This window comes from Nitratireductor sp. WH36-1 (assembly GCF_058725515.1).
In genome coordinates this window covers 2,090,198-2,111,126 of sequence record NZ_CM178970.1, presented here as the reverse complement: position 1 = coordinate 2,111,126, position 20,929 = coordinate 2,090,198, and the positions used below count along the sequence as shown (strand labels likewise).

Annotated in this window: 20 protein-coding genes and 1 tRNA gene; 11 read left to right on the top strand and 10 right to left on the bottom strand. The window is 60.0% G+C overall.

Annotated elements, in window-relative coordinates; all coding sequences use genetic code 11:
* The first annotated feature begins 363 nt into the window (after nt 1-363).
* The 6 genes from AC4PTT_RS09865 (at nt 364) to AC4PTT_RS09840 (ending at nt 4,005) form a co-directional block, all read left to right on the top strand.
* Nucleotides 364-753 (top strand): hypothetical protein, encoded by a 390-nt coding sequence (locus AC4PTT_RS09865; RefSeq protein ID WP_492161058.1) that lies wholly within the window; start codon nt 364-366, stop codon nt 751-753.
* Nucleotides 750-2,381 carry a hypothetical protein gene (locus AC4PTT_RS09860; protein WP_492161057.1) on the top strand — a complete coding sequence of 544 codons (1,632 nt, stop codon included), beginning with the start codon at nt 750-752 and terminating at the stop codon, nt 2,379-2,381. The genes AC4PTT_RS09865 and AC4PTT_RS09860 overlap by 4 nt, the downstream gene beginning before the upstream one ends.
* 97 nt (nt 2,382-2,478) lie before the next feature.
* A complete protein-coding gene (locus AC4PTT_RS09855) occupies nt 2,479-2,907 on the top strand; it encodes a hypothetical protein (RefSeq protein WP_492161056.1) in 429 nt (142 codons plus the stop codon).
* Complete coding sequence (locus tag AC4PTT_RS09850) at nt 2,907-3,209, top strand: hypothetical protein (protein ID WP_492161055.1); 303 nt, start codon at nt 2,907-2,909, stop codon at nt 3,207-3,209. Before AC4PTT_RS09855 ends, AC4PTT_RS09850 begins: the two co-directional genes overlap by 1 nt.
* Nucleotides 3,206-3,586 (top strand): XkdF-like putative serine protease domain-containing protein, encoded by a 381-nt coding sequence (locus AC4PTT_RS09845; protein ID WP_492161054.1) that lies wholly within the window; start codon nt 3,206-3,208, stop codon nt 3,584-3,586. The genes AC4PTT_RS09850 and AC4PTT_RS09845 overlap by 4 nt, the downstream gene beginning before the upstream one ends.
* The gene (locus tag AC4PTT_RS09840) at nt 3,583-4,005 is read left to right on the top strand and encodes a hypothetical protein (protein ID WP_492161053.1); all 423 of its coding nucleotides are present in this window, start codon (nt 3,583-3,585) and stop codon (nt 4,003-4,005) included. Before AC4PTT_RS09845 ends, AC4PTT_RS09840 begins: the two co-directional genes overlap by 4 nt.
* 371 nt (nt 4,006-4,376) lie before the next feature.
* Here the strand turns inward: AC4PTT_RS09840 and AC4PTT_RS09835 are convergent.
* A tRNA-Thr gene (locus AC4PTT_RS09835) sits at nt 4,377-4,452 on the bottom strand.
* A gap of 161 nt (nt 4,453-4,613) precedes the next feature.
* On the opposite strand from AC4PTT_RS09835, the gene AC4PTT_RS09830 reads away from it, so the two are divergent.
* Nucleotides 4,614-5,387 carry an NAD kinase gene (locus AC4PTT_RS09830; RefSeq protein ID WP_113155311.1) on the top strand — a complete coding sequence of 258 codons (774 nt, stop codon included), beginning with the start codon at nt 4,614-4,616 and terminating at the stop codon, nt 5,385-5,387.
* 163 nt (nt 5,388-5,550) lie between these two features.
* Nucleotides 5,551-6,993, top strand: a complete 1,443-nt coding sequence (locus AC4PTT_RS09825; RefSeq protein ID WP_317087949.1) for a DEAD/DEAH box helicase — start codon at nt 5,551-5,553, stop codon at nt 6,991-6,993.
* Between the two features lie 91 nt (nt 6,994-7,084).
* Here AC4PTT_RS09825 and AC4PTT_RS09820 read toward each other — a convergent pair whose 3' ends face one another.
* From AC4PTT_RS09820 to AC4PTT_RS09785, 8 genes are all read right to left on the bottom strand, one after another.
* Nucleotides 7,085-7,411 (bottom strand): TfoX/Sxy family protein, encoded by a 327-nt coding sequence (locus AC4PTT_RS09820; RefSeq protein WP_283800824.1) that lies wholly within the window; start codon nt 7,409-7,411, stop codon nt 7,085-7,087.
* 9 nt (nt 7,412-7,420) lie between these two features.
* Entirely contained in the window at nt 7,421-7,801 is a 381-nt protein-coding gene (gene sufA, locus AC4PTT_RS09815) for a Fe-S cluster assembly scaffold SufA (protein WP_113155314.1), read from the bottom strand.
* 98 nt (nt 7,802-7,899) lie between these two features.
* A complete protein-coding gene (locus AC4PTT_RS09810) occupies nt 7,900-8,298 on the bottom strand; it encodes an SUF system Fe-S cluster assembly protein (RefSeq protein ID WP_206995161.1) in 399 nt (132 codons plus the stop codon).
* A gap of 5 nt (nt 8,299-8,303) precedes the next feature.
* A complete protein-coding gene (locus AC4PTT_RS09805) occupies nt 8,304-9,545 on the bottom strand; it encodes a cysteine desulfurase (protein WP_206546258.1) in 1,242 nt (413 codons plus the stop codon).
* A gap of 159 nt (nt 9,546-9,704) precedes the next feature.
* Entirely contained in the window at nt 9,705-10,976 is a 1,272-nt protein-coding gene (gene sufD, locus AC4PTT_RS09800; protein WP_206547500.1) for a Fe-S cluster assembly protein SufD, read from the bottom strand.
* Nucleotides 10,977-10,985: 9 nt separating this feature from the next.
* Complete coding sequence (sufC, locus tag AC4PTT_RS09795; protein WP_090326477.1) at nt 10,986-11,741, bottom strand: Fe-S cluster assembly ATPase SufC; 756 nt, start codon at nt 11,739-11,741, stop codon at nt 10,986-10,988.
* A gap of 27 nt (nt 11,742-11,768) precedes the next feature.
* Nucleotides 11,769-13,292: a Fe-S cluster assembly protein SufB gene (gene sufB, locus AC4PTT_RS09790; RefSeq protein ID WP_090326480.1), complete on the bottom strand. Its 1,524-nt coding sequence runs from the start codon at nt 13,290-13,292 to the stop codon at nt 11,769-11,771.
* Between the two features lie 183 nt (nt 13,293-13,475).
* The gene (locus AC4PTT_RS09785) at nt 13,476-14,639 is read right to left on the bottom strand and encodes a cysteine desulfurase family protein (RefSeq protein WP_492161052.1); all 1,164 of its coding nucleotides are present in this window, start codon (nt 14,637-14,639) and stop codon (nt 13,476-13,478) included.
* Between the two features lie 260 nt (nt 14,640-14,899).
* Between AC4PTT_RS09785 and AC4PTT_RS09780 the strand changes: the two genes are divergently transcribed.
* Together AC4PTT_RS09780 and tyrS are read left to right on the top strand one after the other, a co-directional pair.
* Nucleotides 14,900-15,574: an alpha/beta hydrolase gene (locus AC4PTT_RS09780; RefSeq protein ID WP_113155319.1), complete on the top strand. Its 675-nt coding sequence runs from the start codon at nt 14,900-14,902 to the stop codon at nt 15,572-15,574.
* 66 nt (nt 15,575-15,640) lie between these two features.
* Nucleotides 15,641-16,894, top strand: a complete 1,254-nt coding sequence (gene tyrS / locus AC4PTT_RS09775; protein ID WP_492161051.1) for a tyrosine--tRNA ligase — start codon at nt 15,641-15,643, stop codon at nt 16,892-16,894.
* 77 nt (nt 16,895-16,971) lie between these two features.
* Here tyrS and AC4PTT_RS09770 read toward each other — a convergent pair whose 3' ends face one another.
* Entirely contained in the window at nt 16,972-20,250 is a 3,279-nt protein-coding gene (locus AC4PTT_RS09770; RefSeq protein ID WP_492161050.1) for a YhdP family protein, read from the bottom strand.
* A 194-nt stretch (nt 20,251-20,444) separates the two neighbouring features.
* On the opposite strand from AC4PTT_RS09770, the gene AC4PTT_RS09765 reads away from it, so the two are divergent.
* Complete coding sequence (locus AC4PTT_RS09765) at nt 20,445-20,924, top strand: peroxiredoxin (protein WP_283800819.1); 480 nt, start codon at nt 20,445-20,447, stop codon at nt 20,922-20,924.
* The last annotated feature ends 5 nt before the right edge of the window (nt 20,925-20,929 follow it).

Sequence of the window (20,929 nt, the reverse complement as noted above, 5' to 3'; positions counted from 1 at the left end):
AACGCTGAACCCCTTGCTGTGTAAGGCTTTGAGCCGTCCCCCCCTTGTTTTTCAGGTGGGGGGACGAAGAAGGTTTTAAAATTATATAATTTTGAAGATCGTAAAATTACTGGCCGGGCGTGATCTGTCTTTCAAGATTATGCGCTCTTGCCGGTCTTACAATTTTTAAGCCGGTATAATTTTAAAATTTTGCAACCTTCCAGACACTGGAACCTTTCGACTTTTTTCTGGCGTCTGATAGCTAATCAGGTGCTACACCTTCTCAATGCCTTGGATTCCTTGCTATATAAGTAGTTGCTTATGTGTCGTGTCCGCACTGTGTCCGCCATAAGCCGTAAAATTATGCAGGGAAACGACACCATTATGATGAATATGCCCGGCGTGAGCACGCCAACTAAGCCACCGAAACGAAGCGATAAGATACGCCTTCAATCATTTGACGATCTGGACGGGCGCACAACGGCCTATCGCAATGCTGTCCAGCTTCGCGATGCAATGGTTGATGACCTCGGCGGGCACGATGAACTTTCCGCTGTACAGCTACGCATGGTCGATTCCATCGCCATCATGACGGCCACGATTGAGCACCTTCACACTCAAATCCTCAGCGGCGAAACCAACGTGGATATTGGCCAGCTCACGACGCTGACGAACACTCGCAACAGAACCGCACAGCTCGTGGGCCTCGAAAAGAAGCGCAAGGACATCACGCTGTCGCTCTCAGACTACATGAAGCAAGGCGGCGCGCGATGATTAGTTACTCTGAAGCATGTCGCGATCCGCACTTGTTCGGCGATTGGTTTGACGGCCCATCGTGGGACACGTGGCGCGTTCTTGATAAGGCTCTGTTTGGCGAACCGTTGAACGCCGATGAGCTTGCAACGTTTGAAGAGCTGACCGGCCAATCGGGATACCTCCCCGGCGTTCCATGCAAAGAAGCTTGGTTGATAATGGGCCGTCGATCCGGCAAGGACGTTAAAGCCGCTTCCCTCATCACATATCTTGCCACCATTGGTGCCGAAGCTTTTCAGCTCACGAAACATGCGCAGCCGGGCGAAACGCTTGTCGCACAGCTGGTCGCGGTTGATAGGGCTCAGGCGTCGGTCTGCCTCAACTACACAAAAGCGTTCTTTGAAAAGCCCATGCTCGCCGCAATGGTCACGCGCGAGACGGCAGACGGGCTGGAACTATCGAACGGAATTGCGATTCAGATCGCCACTAACGACCTCAAGACCGTCAGAGGGCGCACAACGATAGCCTGTGTGTTTGACGAATGCGCCTTTTATTCGTCCGTATCCAGCGTGAATCCTGACAAGGAGCTGTATCGGGCCATTAAGCCAGGCATGGCAACGGTTCCGAACGCAATGCTTATCGGCATTTCCAGCCCCTTCACGCGCACCGGCTTGCTGTTTGAAAAACACGAAGCGCATTTCGGAAAGGCCGGTCGGAACCTTGTGGCGGTCGCGCCATCGTGGCGGATGAACCCGACGCTAGATGCTGAATTTCTGGAAGAGGAAAAAGCCGCCGATCCTGTTTCGTTTGAATCCGAATACGGCGCGAAATTCCGCGACTCGTCCTCGACGCTCTTCAGCCACGAAACATTGAACGTTGTGACCGATCATGGAACGGCGCAGCGCCCGTTTGTCGCCGGTGTGAAATATTTCGGATTTGCCGATGCTGCGTCTGGCGGCTCCAAGGGCGGTGACTCCTTCACGGCGGCGGTGGCTCACGTCGATACGGATGGGACGGTCATTCTGGACGCGACATACGAAATCACGCCGCCTTTCTCACCGAAAGCGGCAGTTGCGGAAGTCGCTACGTTCCTGAAATCCTACGGACTAAATTCGTGCGTTGGCGACCGTTACACCGGCCAGATCATCCGCGAAATGTTCGGCGCGGAAGGCATCATATACCACGCCAGCACGGCGAACCGGTCTCAGCTGTATTTGAACCTTTTACCCCTTGTGAATGCGCGCCAGATTCAGCTTATCGACGATCCGCGAATGTTGACGCAGCTCACGCAGCTCATCCGGAAGCCGGCAACCTCGACCGGGCGCGAGATCATCGACCATCCTGCCGGTGCGTCGTTTCACGATGACATTGCCAACGCCGCTGCCGGTGCGGTGTACGCCGCATCTCGAAACATTGGTCGCAAGCCCGCAAAACTCGCCGGACCCGTGTTTGCCACGGCGCAGGGATTCTCCACCATGCCCGGTGGTCCAACGAAGCCGCAAGCCGGCCAGCTCTTCGTGAGATTCAACGAAGTGGGCACCCGTCGAGAACTGACCCGCGAAGAGAAGGACGACGACTGGAAAGAATTCGACCGCCGCGAAGCCGAAGCCGCAAAGCGCCCGCCGCAGCGTCAAACATACTTCGGATGAGGCGGAATGCACATTTTGCGCGGGTTGTCAATACCCTATTTCACATAGTATAACAAGCATCAGGAGCGAAACATTCAACTAAATTAGGACTAAACCAGTGACTTCCACAGATTATGAGAAACAGCTCGAAGAACTCGACGCAAAGCGCGTCGAACTTGAGTATAAGCTTTCCGCCGAATCCCAGAAGATTGCGGAAGCTAAAGCGGAGAAAGAAGCAAAGCGCCAAGCCGAACTTCTAAAAGAAGGCCGCGCGAAGGCTGAAGAGCTCTTTGAACTTTCCGAAATTATTGACGGCGCAGTAGAATCACTTGCAGAGCTGTTGGAAGAGCGAGCGATGCTTGCCCGACAGTTTAGCTATGGCGGCAAGTATTCTGAGGTTATTCGTGGCGCTGGCAATCGATTGCTGCAACGCAATCCGATCGATGCCGCATTCTCCCCGCTTCGGAAATTTTCGAGTGTTTCGGGGCGTCTCGGATCGACCCGCCCGCTCGCTGAATTCGACCGGCAGACGCTGGGGTCTATGTAATGTCGGCACACGCAATCCTTACCCACAGCCGCCGGATCGATGAGCTTTTGAAGGAGCTGGCGTCGCTTTGTGAAAGCCGGCGCGCCCTGTGGGCGAATGAGGTTTCGGAGGATCGGATCACGCCTCGTGACGCTCGGCCTATTTTCGCAAACCCTCAATTCACGCAGGTCGTGGTCGACTCCGCACTCGGCCAGTATCTGAGCCTGAAAAACTCCGCGCCGAACGATTTCCGAGATCGGACGAATTGTGAGCTGACCGATCTGAAAATGCTCGAAAAGTGCAAGGGGGTAAAGCTGACGTGAACGCACAGTTTTGCAAAGCCGATGAGGCACTTGGGCTGGTTTTCGGATGGGCGATTGTCTGCACGGAAGACGGCCAGCCGTATCACGATTCACAGGGCGATTTCATCCCGGAGCCTGTGATGCTCAAAGCCGCGCTGAAATATGTGGAGAGCGGTGCGGCGGCGAAAGAAATGCATGTCGGCGGCGATATTGGGCGCGTGGCTTTTGTCTGGCCACTGACGTCCGACATCGCCGCCGCCATGGGTATTTCGAGCCGACAGACTGGCTTGATGATCGCCATGAAACCTGACGATCCCGCGATGATCGAGAAATTCAAGAATGGAACTTATTCCGGTTTTAGCATCGGCGGAACCGGCGAAAGGAAAGCAGCAGCATGACGACCAGAAACATTATCGAAGAACTGACGATCACAGAAATTTCAGGCGTCCGCAAGCCAGCGCAGGCCGGGGCGCTGGCCCGACTGACCAAATCCCACACGACGCCCGCTGACGATCTTGCCGCACGGTTTTTCGCCGATATGGCGAAGTCGAAAGCCGCAGAAATTCAGAAAACCGAGGAAACGAAAATGACAGAAAATGATCCGACGAATTACGGCCACAACTCCGCCGAAAGCCATTATTCCCGCCTAATCGAGAAGACTGCCGAACGGCTTCATGTGTCGAAAGCGAAGGCGCATTCGCATCTCATGGAAAACGACCCGCAGGCAGTTGCCGAGGCGTATTCAGCCGACGAACAGCAGCGCGTTCGTGCCCTGTCCGCCGAAGCTGAACGCGCTATGAGAGCTGCGCACGGCTAAGAGTTCGAGCTGGCGCGTTTCTCTGGTTCTCGCAGCCGCTCGAAGGCCGACCGGCTTTTCGCACCTTTCCCCGGTCGGCCACCAATTCCAGAATTCGCAGCCTGAGAGCCCACGCCGGGCCGCTGCGATAGGCGGTGTCCGACGCCCGGGGGCACCGCCTTTCAATTTCCGAATCCCACACGGTGCGGCATATCGTTATCGACCTGCTGCATCCATAACCGCCGCACCGTGTGGGTATCTCATCAAAGCGACTCACCATCCGGCCAAATATCCAATGTCCGCAAAGTGCGGACATGGTGCGGACATAGAAAACAGCTCTTGTGTCCGCATCAAACTGACACGCCGCAAAGCCTTGGATTGTAAGGGGTTTTTGGTGCCCCCGGACGGACTCGAACCGCCGACCCCCTGATTACAAATCAGGTGCTCTACCAACTGAGCTACAAGGGCATCCGGCGATGCGTTAGCACAATCCGCGCTCAAGTGAAATCAAAACTGGCGACAGCCGGTTGCGATCCCCACATCAATGCAGCCGCATATGCCTTTGCACGCGTTCGCACGCATGCTAACCGATAGGCTCCTGCCTCAAGTTCAAGGGCCCTTAGATTACCATGACCCGAAAGCCGATGGCCCTTTCCTTCGTCTGCGCCGACACCAGGGACGCACAGGAAGCTGCAAAGCGCCTGTCCGCACTCTACGGCCAGGAGCGCCCCGAGGACGCGGATGTGATTGTCGCGCTGGGCGGCGATGGCTTCATGCTGCACATTCTGCGCGAAACCATGGGAGCCGGGAAACGCATCTATGGTATGAACCGTGGCTCCATTGGCTTCCTCATGAACGAATATCGTGAGGACGGGCTGCGCGAGCGTGTGGCGGCGGCCATTCCCGAAACGGTGCGACCGCTCCAGATGATCGCCGTGGATGCCGACGGCAACACGGTGAAGGCGCTGGCCGTGAACGAAGTGTCGCTTCTGCGTCAGTCCTACCAGGCCGCAAAGATCCGCATCGCCATAGACGACAAGGTGCGGCTTGAGGAACTGATCTGTGACGGCGTGATGGTGGCGACGCCGGCCGGGTCCACAGCCTACAATCTTTCCGCGCACGGCCCGATCCTGCCGCTGGACGCGCCGCTTCTGGCGCTGACGCCGGTAAGCCCGTTCCGCCCGCGTCGCTGGCGCGGGGCGCTTCTGTCCAACCAGGCGACCGTGCATTTCGACATTCTGGAGCCGGGAAAACGCCCCGTAAATGCGGTTGCGGATCATACGGAGATCAAATCCGTCGTCTCCGTGACCGTGCGCGAATCGCATGATGAGACCGTTACAGTGCTTTTCGACGAGAGCCATTCTTGGAACGAACGCATCCTCTCAGAGCAGTTCCGCTATTGAACAATAGGTGACTTTACGGCAAGCCATCTGTTGACATCGGGCGCTCCAAGCCGTACGCCACCTAGGATTCGAGGCTCCATGCCTTATGAGGCGGCATCAGGCCGCAGAAACCAAAGACAGCCGAAACGTGCCAGCAGAAGAACAAGACACCGCTCAGGAAGCGTTGACATTTTCCGATCTGGGCCTGTCCCAAAAGGTCCTCTCCGCCGTGACCGACGCGGGCTATACGCAACCAACCCCGATCCAGGCGGGTGCGATACCGCATGCCCTGGCCGGCAAGGATGTGCTGGGCATCGCACAGACGGGCACAGGCAAGACGGCCTCGTTCGTTCTGCCGATGCTGACGCGCCTCGAGCGCGGCCGTGCAAGGGCACGCATGCCGCGCACGCTCATTCTCGAGCCGACGCGCGAACTTGCTGCCCAGGTCGAAGAGAATTTCGTCAAATACGGCAAGAATCACCGACTGAACATTGCCCTTCTGATCGGTGGCGTTTCCTTTGAAGAGCAGGAAAAGAAGCTGGAGCGCGGCGCCGATGTGCTGATCGCGACGCCCGGTCGCCTGCTGGATCATTTCGAACGCGGAAAGCTGCTTCTGACCGGCGTCGACATTTTCGTGATCGACGAGGCGGATCGCATGCTCGACATGGGCTTCATCCCCGACATCGAGCGCATCTGCAAGCTGATTCCCTTTACGCGTCAGACGCTGTTCTTCTCGGCCACCATGCCGCCGGAGATCACCAAGCTGACCGAGCAGTTCCTGCAGGCGCCGGTACGCGTCGAGGTCTCCCGTCCGGCCACCACTGCAACCAACATCACGCAGCGCTTCGTCAAGAGCGGCTCCAAGCCGTGGGACAAGCGCGAGCGGCTGCGCAAGCTTATCGACGATGAAGGCGAGACGCTGAAAAACGCGATCATCTTCTGCAATCGCAAGAGCGAGGTTGCGACCCTGTTCCGTTCGCTGGTGCGTCATGAATATGATGCAGGCGCCCTGCATGGCGACATGGATCAGCGCGCGCGCATGACGATGCTGGAGAATTTCCGCAAGGGCAATCTGAAGCTGCTCGTGGCCTCCGATGTTGCAGCACGCGGTCTCGACATCCCGGATGTCAGCCACGTCTTCAACTTCGACATTCCCACCCATGCCGACGATTATGTGCACCGCATCGGCCGCACGGGTCGTGCAGGACGCAAGGGCGCTGCCTTCACGCTGATCACCAAAGCGGATCGCAAATATATGGATTCCATCGAAAAGCTGATCGGCCAGGACGTCGAATGGCTGGACGGAGATCTTTCGACGCTTCAGGCTGACGAAAGCCCTGAAGAGGAGAAGCGCGGGCGCGGCTCCAAGCGTGGCGTCAAGAAGGATGCCGGCGCGAAGGAGAAGCAGGGTTCTGCACAGAATTCCGGGCAGGACACCGACAGGAAGTCGCGCAAGGAAGAGATCAAGTCCGACAATGCCGAGCGCAAGGCAAAGCAGGACAGGCCCCAGCAGGACCGCTCCGAGCAGCGCCGCGACAACAGGCGCAAGCCGCGTGAAGAGGAAAACACGATCGTCGGCTTCGGCGACGATGTGCCCGCCTTCATGAAGATCCAGGTCAAGACCTGACCCGATCCGATCTTGTGACGAATTGAAAAAGCCGCCGCTGGCTCCTGCCTGCGGCGGCTTTTCTTATTGCGTGATGTGTCTCTTGCGCCTGTCAGCGCTTCCGGCTTCTGAGGCCAGCCTGAAAGGCCCGTTGCGCCCAGAGCGCCATCTCGTCGGGATCATCAAGGGCAGCGTCCGGAATGGACCAGTAAGGCATGGCGACAGGCCCCCGCCCCTTATGGCCCTCATAGACCCACTGGCGGCAACCGGCCTCGGCGAAATCAGCCGCGCTTTCCGCATCAGCCTTCAGAAGGATTTCGCTGCTGACCTCCAGAGCGAAGACGACACCCTGATGATAGATGCCCTTCCCGCCAAACATGCGTTTTATGGAAACGGGCCCAAGCCCGGCGAAAAGATCGTGGATCGCATCATCGTCCACGGCGGCGCGTCAGGCCGCGCCGCGCGCTTCGGCAAGCGCTTTCAGGTCTGCCGGCTGAAGCTCGATGGATTCACCGCAGCCACAGGCCGATGTCTGGTTCGGGTTGTTGAAGGTGAACCCGGTGCGCAGCTTGGTGACCTCGAAGTCGAGCTGCGTGCCCAGAAGAAACAGTGCGGCTTCCGGCGCGACATAGACATGCGCGCCTTCATGTTCCACATGGTCGTCCTTGGGGTCCGCCTCGGTGACGAGGTCCACCGTATATTCCATGCCGGCGCAGCCGCCCTTCTTGATGCCGACACGCACGCCCTTCGCGCCCTCACGGGCGGCAACGATATCGCGCACGCGGCCTGCCGCCGCGTCGGTCATGGTCATCACTTGAAATCGGCTCATCGAATTCTCCGTTCACGGCGAGTGAAAGGCTCGCGGAAAGGTCCTGTCTTCAAGATGGGCAAGATGCGTGGCTCTTGCAAGGGCCACGCCTCACCTGCTCAGTACCAGCCAACAGCGAACTGGGCTTCCTCGGACATGCGATCGGGCGTCCATGGCGGATCGAAGACCATGGTGACTTCCACGTCGCTCACGCCCTCGACCGTACTGACAGCGTTCTGCACCCAGCCGGGCATCTCGCCGGCCACGGGACAGCCCGGAGCGGTCAGCGTCATATCGATTTTCACCGAGCGATCATCCTCGATATCGACCTTGTAGATCAGGCCGAGCTCGTAGATGTCGGCGGGGATTTCCGGATCGTAGACCGTCTTCAGCGCGCTGACGATGTCGTCTGTCAGGCGAGCAAGCTCTTCCTGCGGAATGGAAGACGTTTTGGCTTCCGTCTCCTGCGGGGCCGTGGCCTCGACCGTCTGATCCGTGTCCTGCGGTGTGTCAGTCATCTTGTTCACCCGAAAAAACGCCGCGCTTTCTCAAGCGCTTCAGCGAGGGCGTCGACCTCCTCGCGCGTGTTGTACATGCCGAACGACGCGCGGCAGGTCGAGGTTACCCCGAAATGTTTCAACAGCGGCTGCGCGCAGTGCGTTCCTGCCCTGACGGCGACGCCCGAACGGTCGATCACCATGGACACGTCATGCGCATGAATGCCCTCGATCTCAAACGAGACGATGGCGCCCTTGTCCGGCGCATTGCCGAAGATGCGCAGCGCGTTGATGCGCGACAGCTGCTCATGCGCATAGCGCACCAGATCGGCCTCGTAAGCCGCAATCGCCTCACGGCCAACGCCTTCGATATATTCAAGCGCCGCGCCAAGCCCGATCGCCTGCACGATGGGCGGCGTGCCGGCCTCGAAGCGGTGGGGCGGATCGTTATAGGTGACACTGTCGAGCGTCACGTCCTCGATCATCTCGCCGCCGCCCTGGAAGGGCCGCATGGCTGCAAGGCGCTCTTTCTTGCCATAGAGCACGCCAATGCCCGAAGGTCCGTAGAGCTTGTGTCCGGTGCAGACATAGAAATCGCAGTCAAGCGCCTGGACGTCTACCGGCAGGTGGACGGCGCCCTGACTGCCATCGACCAGAACCGGAATGCCGCGCTCATGGGCAATGCGGATGATTTCCTTCAGCGGCGTGACGGTGCCAAGCACATTCGACATATGCGTGATGGCGACGAGCTTCGTGCGGTCGGTGAGCGTCTTCTCGAACGCCTCGACCGTGAGCACGCCCTGCTCATCGACCGGAATCCAGGCGAGCTTCGCGCCATGGCGCTCGCGCAGGAAATGCCAGGGCACGATGTTGGAGTGATGCTCCATGATCGACAGAACGATCTCGTCGCCCTCGCCGATATTCGGCATCGCATGGCCATAGGCGACGGTGTTGATCGCCTCGGTGGCCGACTTGGTGAAAATGATCTGATCGGTGCTTTCCGCATTCAGGAAGCGCCGGACCGTTTCACGCGCCTTTTCATAGGCATCCGTGGCGGCGTTCGAGAGAAAGTGCAGGCCGCGATGAACATTGGCGTATTCATTGCTGTAGGCGTGCGTGATCGCATCGATCACCGCCTGCGGTTTCTGCGCGGACGCGCCATTGTCGAGATAGACGAGCGGCTTGCCGTACACCTCTCGCGCCAGGATGGGGAAATCCCGGCGAACGGCTTCAACGTCATAACGCATAGTGTCGACCTTCTGGTCCATTTCGAACCCCGCGTGCCCGCCCCTCGCTCAGAAAGGCGGGCGTGAGTGGTTTAGGATTAGCGCATCGGCCCGAAATTCGGAATCGATTTTCGGAAAGCACGATGCGTAGATCCAACAGGTTAGAGCGTCCTTTGTGCGTCCAGATGGACGCACGGCGCTCTAGCCGTGCTCGGCGAACCAGTCGACCAGTCTGGCCTCCAGCGCCTCGATCACGGTTTCATCCTCGAGCTCTTCGATCACCTCGGCCACGAAGGCCTTGACCAGCAGACCGCGTGCGGTCTTCTCGTCGATGCCACGCGCCATCAGGTAGAAGAGGTGCTCCTTCTCGATATCGGTCACCGTCGCGCCGTGGCCGCAGGCCACATCGTCGGCGAAGATCTCGAGTTCCGGCTTGGAGGAGAAACCGCCATCATCGGACAGCAACAGCGTGTTGCAGGCCATTTTGGCGTCGGTCTTCTGGGCGATCTTCGCAACGCGGATCTGGCCCTGAAACACGCCATTGGCCTTGCCCGTGACGACATTGCGGAAGGTCTCGGTGGAGACCGTGTCGGGCGCCAGGTGATCGAGCACCATGGTCACGTCGCAATGGGTCTCGCCGCCAAGAAGGTTCACGCCACGAAGCTTGAACTCGGAGCCCTCGCCCCGCGCTTCAACCTTCACTTCCTGGCGAACCAGCTTGCCGCCGCTGTTCAGGATGAAGAGCGTCAGGCTCGACTCCTTGCCCAGCGAGGCCGTGAACTGGCCGAGATAGGCCGCATCGTCCGGCTGTTCCTGAAGCAGGATCCAGAACACATGCGCGCCATCGGCAACGTCCAGATGCGTGACGGATGATGCAAGCGCATCGCCGACACCGGTCTGGCGCTCGATGATGGTCGCCCGCGAGCCGGCGGCCGCATTGACCACGAAACGGCCATGCACCTGACCGCCCGCATGGATGTTCTGAAGCTCGACCGGACGGCTGAGCTCCGCGCCTTCGGCGATATCGAGCCAGTAGCCATCAGAAACGAAAGCCGCGTTGATCGCACCAACGGCGTCGAACCGGTCGGAGGCCGTCAGCCATTCGGCAGAAAGCGCGCCTTCCTGAAGCTTGTCGGCCAGCGTGGCGATGGTCAGGCCTTCAGGCCCGGCGGCACGGCCATGCGCTGCACCATTCAGCACGGGCAGGACCAGCGCGTTTTCGATCAGCGGATCAACAGCCTCGGCATTGGCGACCGGCTTGAAATCCGGAACAACGGACAGAAGCCGGCGCAGGTCGGTATAGTGCCAGGCTTCGACCCGGCGCGTGGGCAGACCCTGCTTGAGAAGCTCGAGCGCCTCATCGCGACGGACGGTGACATCGGCATCGCCGGGCAGGTCAGAGAAACGGCTGGAATAGCCGTTGACCAGCGCCGTTTCGGCCTCCGTCAGCGTGTTTTGAGCATGAAGGTTCATCTCGTCACCTCAAGCGGCTGCGTCGATGACGCCGGCGTAACCGTTCTTCTCCAGCTCAAGCGCCAGATCCTTGTCGCCAGACTTGATGACCTGGCCGCGGTAGAGAACGTGAACCGTGTCGGGAACGATGTAGTCGAGAAGACGCTGGTAGTGGGTGATCACCAGCACGGCGCGATCCGGCGAACGCAGGGCGTTCACGCCGTCGGCAACGATCTTCAGAGCATCGATGTCCAGGCCGGAATCGGTCTCGTCCAGAACGCAGAGTTTCGGCTCCAGAAGCTTCATCTGCAGGATTTCGGCCCGCTTCTTCTCACCGCCGGAGAAACCGACATTGAGCGGACGCTTGAGCATGTCCATGCTCATCTCCAACTCGTCGGCTGCGGTGCGAACGCGCTTCAGCATCTCGGGGATCTTCAGCTCTTCCTCACCGCGCGCCTTGCGCTGCGCGTTGATGGCGGTCTTGAGGAACTCCATCGTGGCAACACCCGGAATTTCGAGCGGGTACTGGAAAGCGAGGAAAATGCCGGCGGCGGCGCGCTCGGCCGGATCCATCTCCAGAATGGACTCGCCATTGTAGAGGATCTCGCCCTCGGTCACCTCATAGTCGTCACGACCGGCGAGGATGTAGGACAGCGTGGACTTGCCGGAGCCGTTCGGCCCCATGATCGCGGCCACTTCGCCGGCCTTAACGGTCAGGTTGAGGCCACGGATGATCTCGGTGCCATCCTCGGCGATGCGGGCGTGCAGGTTTTTGATCTCAAGCATGATTTTTTCCAAACAAATGCGCCGGCCTCAGCCGACCGAACCTTCAAGCGAAATACCGATGAGCTTCTGCGCCTCGACGGCGAACTCCATCGGCAGTTCCTGGATGACGTCCTTGACGAAGCCGTTGACGATGAGCGCGATGGCCTCTTCCTCGGGAATGCCGCGCTGCATGACGTAGAATAGCTGATCCTCGGAAATCTTCGACGTGGTCGCCTCGTGCTCGAACTGCGCCGTGGCGTTCTTCGCTTCGATGTAGGGCACCGTGTGCGCGCCGCAGTCATTGCCGATCAGCAGGCTGTCACACTGGGTGAAGTTACGGGCGTTGGCCGCCTTGCGGTGCGCCGAAACCTGTCCGCGATAGGTGTTCTGCGACTTGCCGGCGGAGATGCCCTTGGAGATGATGCGGCTCGACGTGTTCTTGCCCAGATGCAGCATCTTGGTGCCGGAATCGATCTGCTGATGGCCGTTGGAAACGGCAATCGAGTAGAACTCGCCGCGGCTGTTGTCGCCACGCAGGATGCAGGACGGGTACTTCCAGGTGATCGCCGAACCGGTCTCGACCTGGGTCCAGGAGATCTTGGAGTTGTTGCCCCGGCAGTCGCCGCGCTTGGTGACGAAGTTGTAGATGCCGCCCTTGCCCTCGGAATCGCCCGGATACCAGTTCTGGACCGTGGAGTACTTGATCTCCGCATCGTCCAGCGCAATCAGCTCGACCACGGCGGCGTGCAGCTGGTTCTCGTCGCGCTGCGGCGCGGTGCAGCCTTCCAGATAGGACACATAGGCGCCCTCTTCCGCGATGATCAGCGTGCGCTCGAACTGGCCGGTGTTGCGCTCGTTGATGCGGAAATAGGTTGATAATTCCATCGGGCAGCGCACGCCCTTCGGCACATAGACGAAGGAACCATCGGTGAAGACGGCGGAGTTCAGCGCAGCATAGTAATTGTCCGACACCGGCACGACCGATCCCAGATATTTCTGGATCAGCTCGGGATGCTCGCGGATCGCCTCGGAGATCGAGCAGAAGATCACGCCGGCCTTGGCGAGTTCTTCCTTGAACGTGGTCACGACCGACACGGAATCGAACACCGCGTCAACCGCAACGCGACCGGAGCTGTAGACGTTGTCGCTCGGGTTTTCGTCCAGCTCACTCGGCTCGCCCTGCTTGCGAACGCCGGCAAGAATTTCTTGCTCCCTCAAGGGGATACCGAGCTTTTCGTAAGTCTTGAGCAATTCGGGATCGACTTCGTCCAGCGACTTCGGGCCGGTCTGGTTCTTCGGCGCTGCGTAATAGTGCAGATCCTGAAAGTCGATCTTGGGATAGCTGACGCGCGCCCAGCTCGGCTCTTCCATGGCCTGCCAGCGCTTGTAGGCGTTCAGCCGCCACTCCGTCATCCATTCCGGCTCTTCCTTCTTGGCCGAAATGAAGCGGATGATGTCTTCGTTGAGGCCCTTGGGGGCCAGCTCGCTCTCGATGAGCGTCTCGAAACCATATTTGTACTGGTCCACATCGATCATGCGGACCTGATCAATCGTCTCCTGCACGGCAGGCATATGCGTTCTCCATCCATGCCGGGGTCAAGACCCGGCCGTCTTCAAAATTGAGCACACCGTGATTGCCTTGCGGCAACCCTCATGTAGTGCATCGGAGCAGATGTTTCATCCGGTCACATATTAAATATGTGTCTTTTTCTCCATTTTAATCTGCATCAGTTCCATTTTTCTCACAGCGCCGCCTCAGGCGGCCTCGGAAGCGCCCTTGCGCCGCCGGGCGATATTGGCCAGAGCCGCATCAAAAAGCGCCAGTTCATCCTCGCCCGTCGCGTGTCCGATGGAAACGCGCAGCGCACTGGCCTGATCACCAAGCCCCATGGCTTCAAGCACGTGGCTTGGTCCCACACGCCCAGAAGAACAGGCGGATCCCGCAGACAGGGCCACACCGCCAAGATCGAAGCCGATCTGCGCTGTCTCAGCCTTGGTGCCGGGGATCGAGAAGAAGCTGGTGTTGGCAACGCGCGGCGCACCCCGACCATGAATCACCGCATCGGGCACATGCGCCAGAATCGCAGCCTCGAAACGGTCACGCATGGCGGCAAGCGCATCGATGCCAGACAGTTTGCCGAGCGCCTCTGACGCCGCTGCGCCAAAGCCTGCAATCGCGGCCAGATTCTCCGTGCCGCCGCGATGTCCCTTCTCCTGCCCGCCACCATTGATCAGCGGTTCAGGCATCATCAGATCAGCGCTGCCGACGATGGCGCCTGCGCCCTTCGGGCCGCCGATCTTGTGCGAGGAAAGAATAAAGTAGTCTGCGTATCCCGCTGAAATATCGAGCGGAATCCGACCGGCAGCCTGCACCGCGTCGATGACGACCACCGCGCCTGCCGCCTTTGCGATACGGCCGATCTCTTCAAGCGGCTGAATGATGCCGGTTTCATTGTTGACCGCGTGCACGGCGACCAGCGGAAGCCCTTCGCCGCGATCATGGGCGGCAAGCTTCGCCTCAAGATCAGCCAGATCGACCAAGCCGTCAGGACGAACGGCTATCATATTGATGGCGCTTGCGGAAAAGCGCCCGCCCTTCAAAATGCAGGGATGATCGGCGGCGCTCACGTAGAGCGCAGAGAAGATCAGCGGCGCACGCCCCATCGTCCAGCGTGGAGAGAGAACCGTTGCCGCAGCCTCGGTCGCACCGGAAGTGAACACCACATGGGCAGGCTCTCCGCCGACGAGTGCTGCAACCTGTCGGCGCGCAGTCTCGAGAATACGCTTGGCGGCACGCCCCTCGCTGTGAACGGAAGAGGGATTCGCAGGCATGGCCAGTGCGTCAAGCATGGCCGTGCGCGCGCACTCAAGGAGAGGCGCACTGGCGTTGTAATCAAGATAAGCACGGGCTGCCGACATTGATTTTCCGCTTTTCTCCGCGAATCCGACGTCTGCTTTACGCCTTCTTGGCCAAACTTGGCCTCAATGGCGTAATTTCCTTGAATTTTTAGGGCGAGCCGTCCTATCTACCCGGCTTGCCGACATGATGGACGCGTTGCGTCTGTCATTTTTGAATAATTCTAAACTAGCTTCTATGGAGGCGTCGGCGTCGCGTCAAGGGTAAGGAACATAGTTCCTTGTGCAACCCGAAGCGCTGCGACGCCCAATGTGGAGTACTCATGCCTGAGGTCATTTTCGCCGGACCGGCCGGACGCCTGGAAGGACGCTATCAGCCGTCCAAGGAAAAGAACGCTCCGATCGCGCTCATCCTGCACCCGCACCCACAGTTCGGCGGCACGATGAACAACAAGATCGTCTACGATCTTTTCTACATGTTCCAGAGCCGCGGCTTCACCACGCTTCGCTTCAACTTCCGCGGCATCGGCCGCAGCCAGGGCGCATTCGACCACGGCACCGGCGAATTGTCGGATGCAGCGGCGGCGCTCGACTGGGTGCAGACGCTCCATCCCGATTCGAAGAACTGCTGGATCGCCGGCTACTCGTTCGGTGCGTGGATCGGCATGCAGCTTCTCATGCGCCGTCCCGAGATCGAGGGCTTCATGTCCATCTCGCCGCAGCCGAACCTCTACGACTTCTCGTTCCTCGCCCCCTGCCCGTCTTCGGGCCTGATCATCCATGGCGACGCCGACAGGGTCGCGCCGCCGGCAGACGTTCAGGGTCTCGTTGACAAACTGCAGTCGCAGAAGGGTATTACGATCACCCAGAAGACGATGCCCGGCGTCAATCACTTCTATACCGACCAGATCGACAACCTGATCGGTGAATGCTCGGATTATCTCGACCGCCGCCTGCGCGGCGAGCTGTCCGAGCCCCGCCCCAAACGCCTCAAGTAAACTGTCCGACGGACAGGCGCTGCCCCGGCAGCGCCCTCCGTCAAACATCAAAGAGCCTGAAAGATCATGACCGCCTTCAAATCCGACTTCCTGCGCACGCTGAGCGAACGCGGGTTCATTCACCAGACCTCCGACAATGCGGGTCTCGATGAACTCTTCCGGAACGAGACGGTCACGGCATATATCGGCTTTGACCCGACCGCGCCGAGCCTGCACGCCGGCGGTCTGATCCAGATCATGATGCTGCACTGGATGCAGAAGACCGGCCATCGCCCGGTCGCCCTGATGGGCGGCGGCACCGGCATGATCGGCGACCCGTCCTTCAAGGACGAGGCGCGCAAGCTGATGACGCCGGAAACGATTGCCGACAACATTGCCGGCATCAAGAAGGTGTTCTCCAACTACCTGACCTTCGGCGACCGCCCTCAGGATGCACTGATGGTCAACAATGCCGACTGGCTTCTGGGCATCAATTACCTCGAATTCCTGCGCGATGTGGGCCGCCACTTCTCGGTCAACCGCATGCTGTCGTTCGATTCGGTGAAGACGCGCCTCGACCGCGAGCAGTCGCTGTCCTTCCTGGAATTCAACTACATGATCCTCCAGGCCTACGATTACGTTGAGCTGAACAGACGGATTGGCTGCCGCCTGCAGATGGGCGGTTCCGACCAGTGGGGCAACATCGTCAACGGAATCGATCTCGGCCACCGCATGGGCACGCCGCAGCTCTACGCCCTCACCTCGCCGCTTCTGACCACCTCGTCGGGCGCGAAGATGGGCAAGAGCGCCGACGGCGCTGTCTGGCTCAACCCGGACATGCTTGGCGCGTACGATTTCTGGCAGTACTGGCGCAACACCGAGGACGCCGACGTCGAGCGCTTCCTCAAGCTCTACACGACGATGCCGCTCGATGAGATCGCCCGCCTTGCAGCACTTCAGGGAGCAGAGCTCAACGAGGCCAAGAAGATCCTCGCCACCGAGGTAACGGCAATGCTGCATGGCCGCGATGCGGCGGAAGAGGCCGCGGAGACGGCGCGCAAGACGTTCGAGGAAGGCGCGCTGGCGCAGACGCTCCCGACGGTCGAAGTCGAGCGCTCGGCGCTTGAGGAAGGTGTCGGTGTTCTGGCGCTCTTCGTGACCGCAGGCCTTGCCGCCTCCAATGGCGAGGCGCGCCGGCATGTGAAGGGTGGCGCAGTGCGCCTCAACGACCAGCCCGTCAGCGATGACCGGCAGGCCGTGACCCTCGACAACCTCACCGAGGAAGGCGTGGTGAAGCTCTCGCTCGGCAAGAAGAAGCACGTGCTTCTGCGCCCGGTCTGAGCCGCGCAACAATCGCATTTGAAAAATGAGCGTGCGTCCAACCGGGCGCACGCTTTTTCTTTATGGGCGGCTGCCTGCTATCGATACTCGAAGATCTGCCGGAAGATGCCCGGCGCAATGGCCGAGATGGGGTTCACCTCCATCTGCGGATCCTTCAGCTTGCCATAGAGACGATAGGTGATGCCGATCAGGCCGCGATCACGGCCATTGCCGAGAATGGCGCCGAACAGCGGGATCTCGCCAAAAATGCGGTTGAGCCCGTAAAGCGGCATGAAGGTGCCGGTGATCGCGATGTTGTCATTGGCGTCGAACAGCGTGCCCTGAAAGGTGGTGCCGATCAGCGGACCGCGCAGAACGCCGTCGCTCAGCGCCAGACTGCCCGGTCCCTTGATGATGTTGGCAAAACCACGCTCGAAGCTGACACGTGCGGCATCGACCTTGTCGCCATTGCCGCTATTGTCCGTTGCGGCGACCAGAGACCCCAGACGCGGCTCGTTGACGATGAAGAAGTTCTCGGCCGTCACGCTGCCCTGAAAGCGGCCACCGCCAGCTTCCGTCAGGGCCAGCACCATGCGCCCGCCTTCCATGTGTTCGTAGAAATCCACGAAACGCATGACCGCACCGGCATCGGAGGAATTGGCGCGAATGCCGCCTGCGTCGCGCGAAAGGGAAACGCCTCCGCCAGATGCGGTGACGCCCTTTAAATCAAGCCTGCCGGTCTCACCGGCCCCCGCCTTGTAGTCAAGCGATACATCGCGCATCACTTCGCCGCCGAAACCGGACACGCGGCCGAGACGGGCGTCGAGTGTGATGCCCGCGTCTGCGCCGTCATCATCGCCACCTGACGCGCCCTGCCGCGCACCCAGATAGTATTTCACCATGGCGCGGCCATCGACCGACGCGCCGCGCACCGACACCCTGTAGGCGGAACCTGAACGGTTGATGGAGACGGAGAAATCGTCACCCCGGTTCAGCCGTGCCTTGTCGAAGCGGGCCGATGCGAGCCGACCGCCCGCAAGGGTGATGCGTCCGGTTGCGGAAAAGGTCTTTCCGGAAAGCCTGAAATCCGTGAGTTCCATGGAGGATGATTTCTCATCCAGAATGAAGGAAGCGGTGGCCGGAATGCCCGCTCCCTTGCTCCAGTTGATCCAGGGCAGCGTCAGGCGCGTCTTGTCCAGATTGACCTTGAGCGCCTTGCGTCCATCCTCAAGCTCGTCATAGTCGACCGTCATCGGACCGGAGAGAATGCCATCAAGGCCCGGCACGATCTTTCGCCGCGCCGCATCGTCAAGCGTCAGTTCGATCCTGCGCGAGCGCGCCTGATCGGATTCGCCAAAGGGTTCCACCAGTTCGAGCCGCGCCGGCACGCCGTTGAGTGTGGCGGTGGCCGAAATGTCCGCCCGCCCCGGCTCGACCATGAGCACGCCATCGGCATTGGCGACCATCTGCCCGTTGAAGGGTTTGGAGATCGAGAGGTCGGAGTATTCAAGCGTCGCCCGCCAGCCAAGCTGGTCGCGCGGAATGCCATCGCTCAGGGGGATGTCGGCTGTCACATGACCGGTGACGTCACCGGTTACATCCTTGGGCGTCAGATCGATGCGTTCTGACACGTCGATGGGCTCGTAGGAGGCCAGTTCGACGACGGCGGGCGCCTTGCCGGCAACATCAATGGCGAGCTTGCCGATGCGCGGCTTCACATGCGCGTTGCGAACGGACAGCGTGCCATTGCTGGCCGCAACCTGCCGTCCGCTTGGCATGAAGACGGTGCCCGCCTCGATGGCAATATCGATGTCGGAGCCCTTGAAGGCGATGCTGCCGGCGGCGTCCCGCACCGGCGGAATGCGGCCTGCAATATCGAAACGGGCATCAGCGACGGAGAATGCGCCGTTCACTTCCTCATCGTTCAGCGGCTGGCCATTGCCGAACCGGCCGGGCGGAACGCGCAGACGCAGATTGCCTTCCACCACATGCCCGCCAAACAGGTTTTCAAGCACCCATTCCCGTGCGCCCGAGGCCGCAAACCACGGCCAGAACTGCTTGACCTCATTGGTCGGCATGCCGCTCGTATAGACGGCAAGCGAAAGCCCGGGCGTCTTGCCGGCTTCCAGCGTTACAGCAGCGCTTGCGGTGATGACGCCGGATGTCGTTGCGATACGGATCGTATCGCCGACGATGCGGCCGCTGCCGGTGTCGATGCGTCCGGAAACACCCGCCACGAAGGGAACGGCGGCTTGCGGTGAATCGAGCGGAGCGATGGTCGATTTCGGACTGACCAGATCGAAGCCATAAAGCGCGCTGTCGGCCTCCTCGTTCTCAAGAGGAACGATCCTGCCGGTAAAGTTGAAGACCGAACGGCCGACAACGAGGTTTGCCTGATTGATGACGATCATGCCGGCTTCACGGCCAATCTCGGCGCGGATCCGGCCCGTTGCGGTCAGAATGCCATCTTCGCCAAGATCAAACGGCGCTTCCTGCAGCGCCACCTCGAACTGTAGCCTGCCTTTTCCGACCTCCTGCTCGCCGCCCTTGAGCGATAGCCTTGTGGCGGCAAGAAGCGCATCGGCTCCCTTCAGTTCTCCGGCAACGGACCGCGCCGCCTCCAGAAGCGTTGGATCGGGGGAACCGATTTCCACCTCGAGCGACTTGATCGGTCCATCGGCAAGCGGGCGAAGCGCTGATCCGACAAGCTCCACCTCCCGCTCACCAAGCGCCGCATTGGCCCTGAATTCCAGCTTTCCCGAAGGTGCGAGCGCGGCATTGACGTCGAGGGCTACGGCGCGGCCCGTCTCGTCATCCAGAACAATCTCGACATCACGCATGCGCAGATAGCGCGTTCCGGTGCGCTCGGAGATCGCATAGACCCGCCGCAGGCCCGCAAACACGCTCTCTTCCAGAACAGACGGATCGATGGGCTTTTGCCAGCGGGCAACCGCTGCAACCTCGTCGGACTTCGCGGAAAGTGCTGACAGATGCACCCGCGCGCCGGAAAGCTCGACGCTTCCCACCTCCACTTTCCCGCTCAGAAGCGGGAGCAGACGGAACCCGATACGCAAAACGTCCGCATCGACCATTCTGTGGCCAGTCTCGGCCTTGCTCAGATGCGCATCGCGGATTTCCAGAGCAACCAGACTGCGATCACTCAGAACCAGCCCGAGCTCCCCCATGTCGGTCTGGATTTCGTAACCGGCGGCGGAGGTCAGCGCCCTTTGGGCAGCGGCGCGGAGGCGATCCTGCCCGATGGAGCCGGTGCCAACGAACTGAAGCAGAAGGCCGGCCAGCACAAGAAGCGCGATCAAGGAGACCAGAACAATGAGAATGCGCCGGCACCACAGCCAGAACAGCGAGCGCCGCAGCACGCCACGAGCCCTGCCCTCAGTAGAAGGGTAGGTCTCCAAAGCCGCTATCTCGCCCCGTCTGAACCTGATTTTCCTGTGAGAAGCGCCTTCCTGATCCACAACCGTTCCCGTCGACACACCGCAGCCATGGACGAATCCATCGACATCATTATATCTCTCCCTTTCATCGCCTATCCACAAACAGGGGAAAGAAAATGACAGAACCCGTCAAAGGAAGCGAAGCACCGGATTTTGTGCTGCCAGCCGATGGCGGCAGCGAGGTCAGATTGTCCGACTTTCGCGGCAAGACGGTTGTGCTCTTCTTTTACCCCAAGGACAACACCAGCGGCTGCACGGTCGAGGCCATCGACTTCACCGCACTGAAGCCCGAATTCGACGTGGTCGACACGGTCGTGCTGGGCATGTCTCCCGACAGCCCCAAGAGCCATGACAAGTTCAAGACCAAGCACGGCCTTACCGTCGGCCTTGTTTCCGATCAGGAAAAAGAAACGCTGCAGGCCTATGGCGTGTGGGTCGAGAAGAGCATGTATGGCCGCAAATATATGGGTGTGGAACGCTCCACCTTCCTGATCGATCCTGAAGGCCGCATTGCGGAAGTGTGGCGCAAGGTGAAGGTGCCCGGTCACGCACAGGCCGTTCTCGAGGCCGCCAAGAAGCTCAGGCAGGTCGCCTAGAGCAG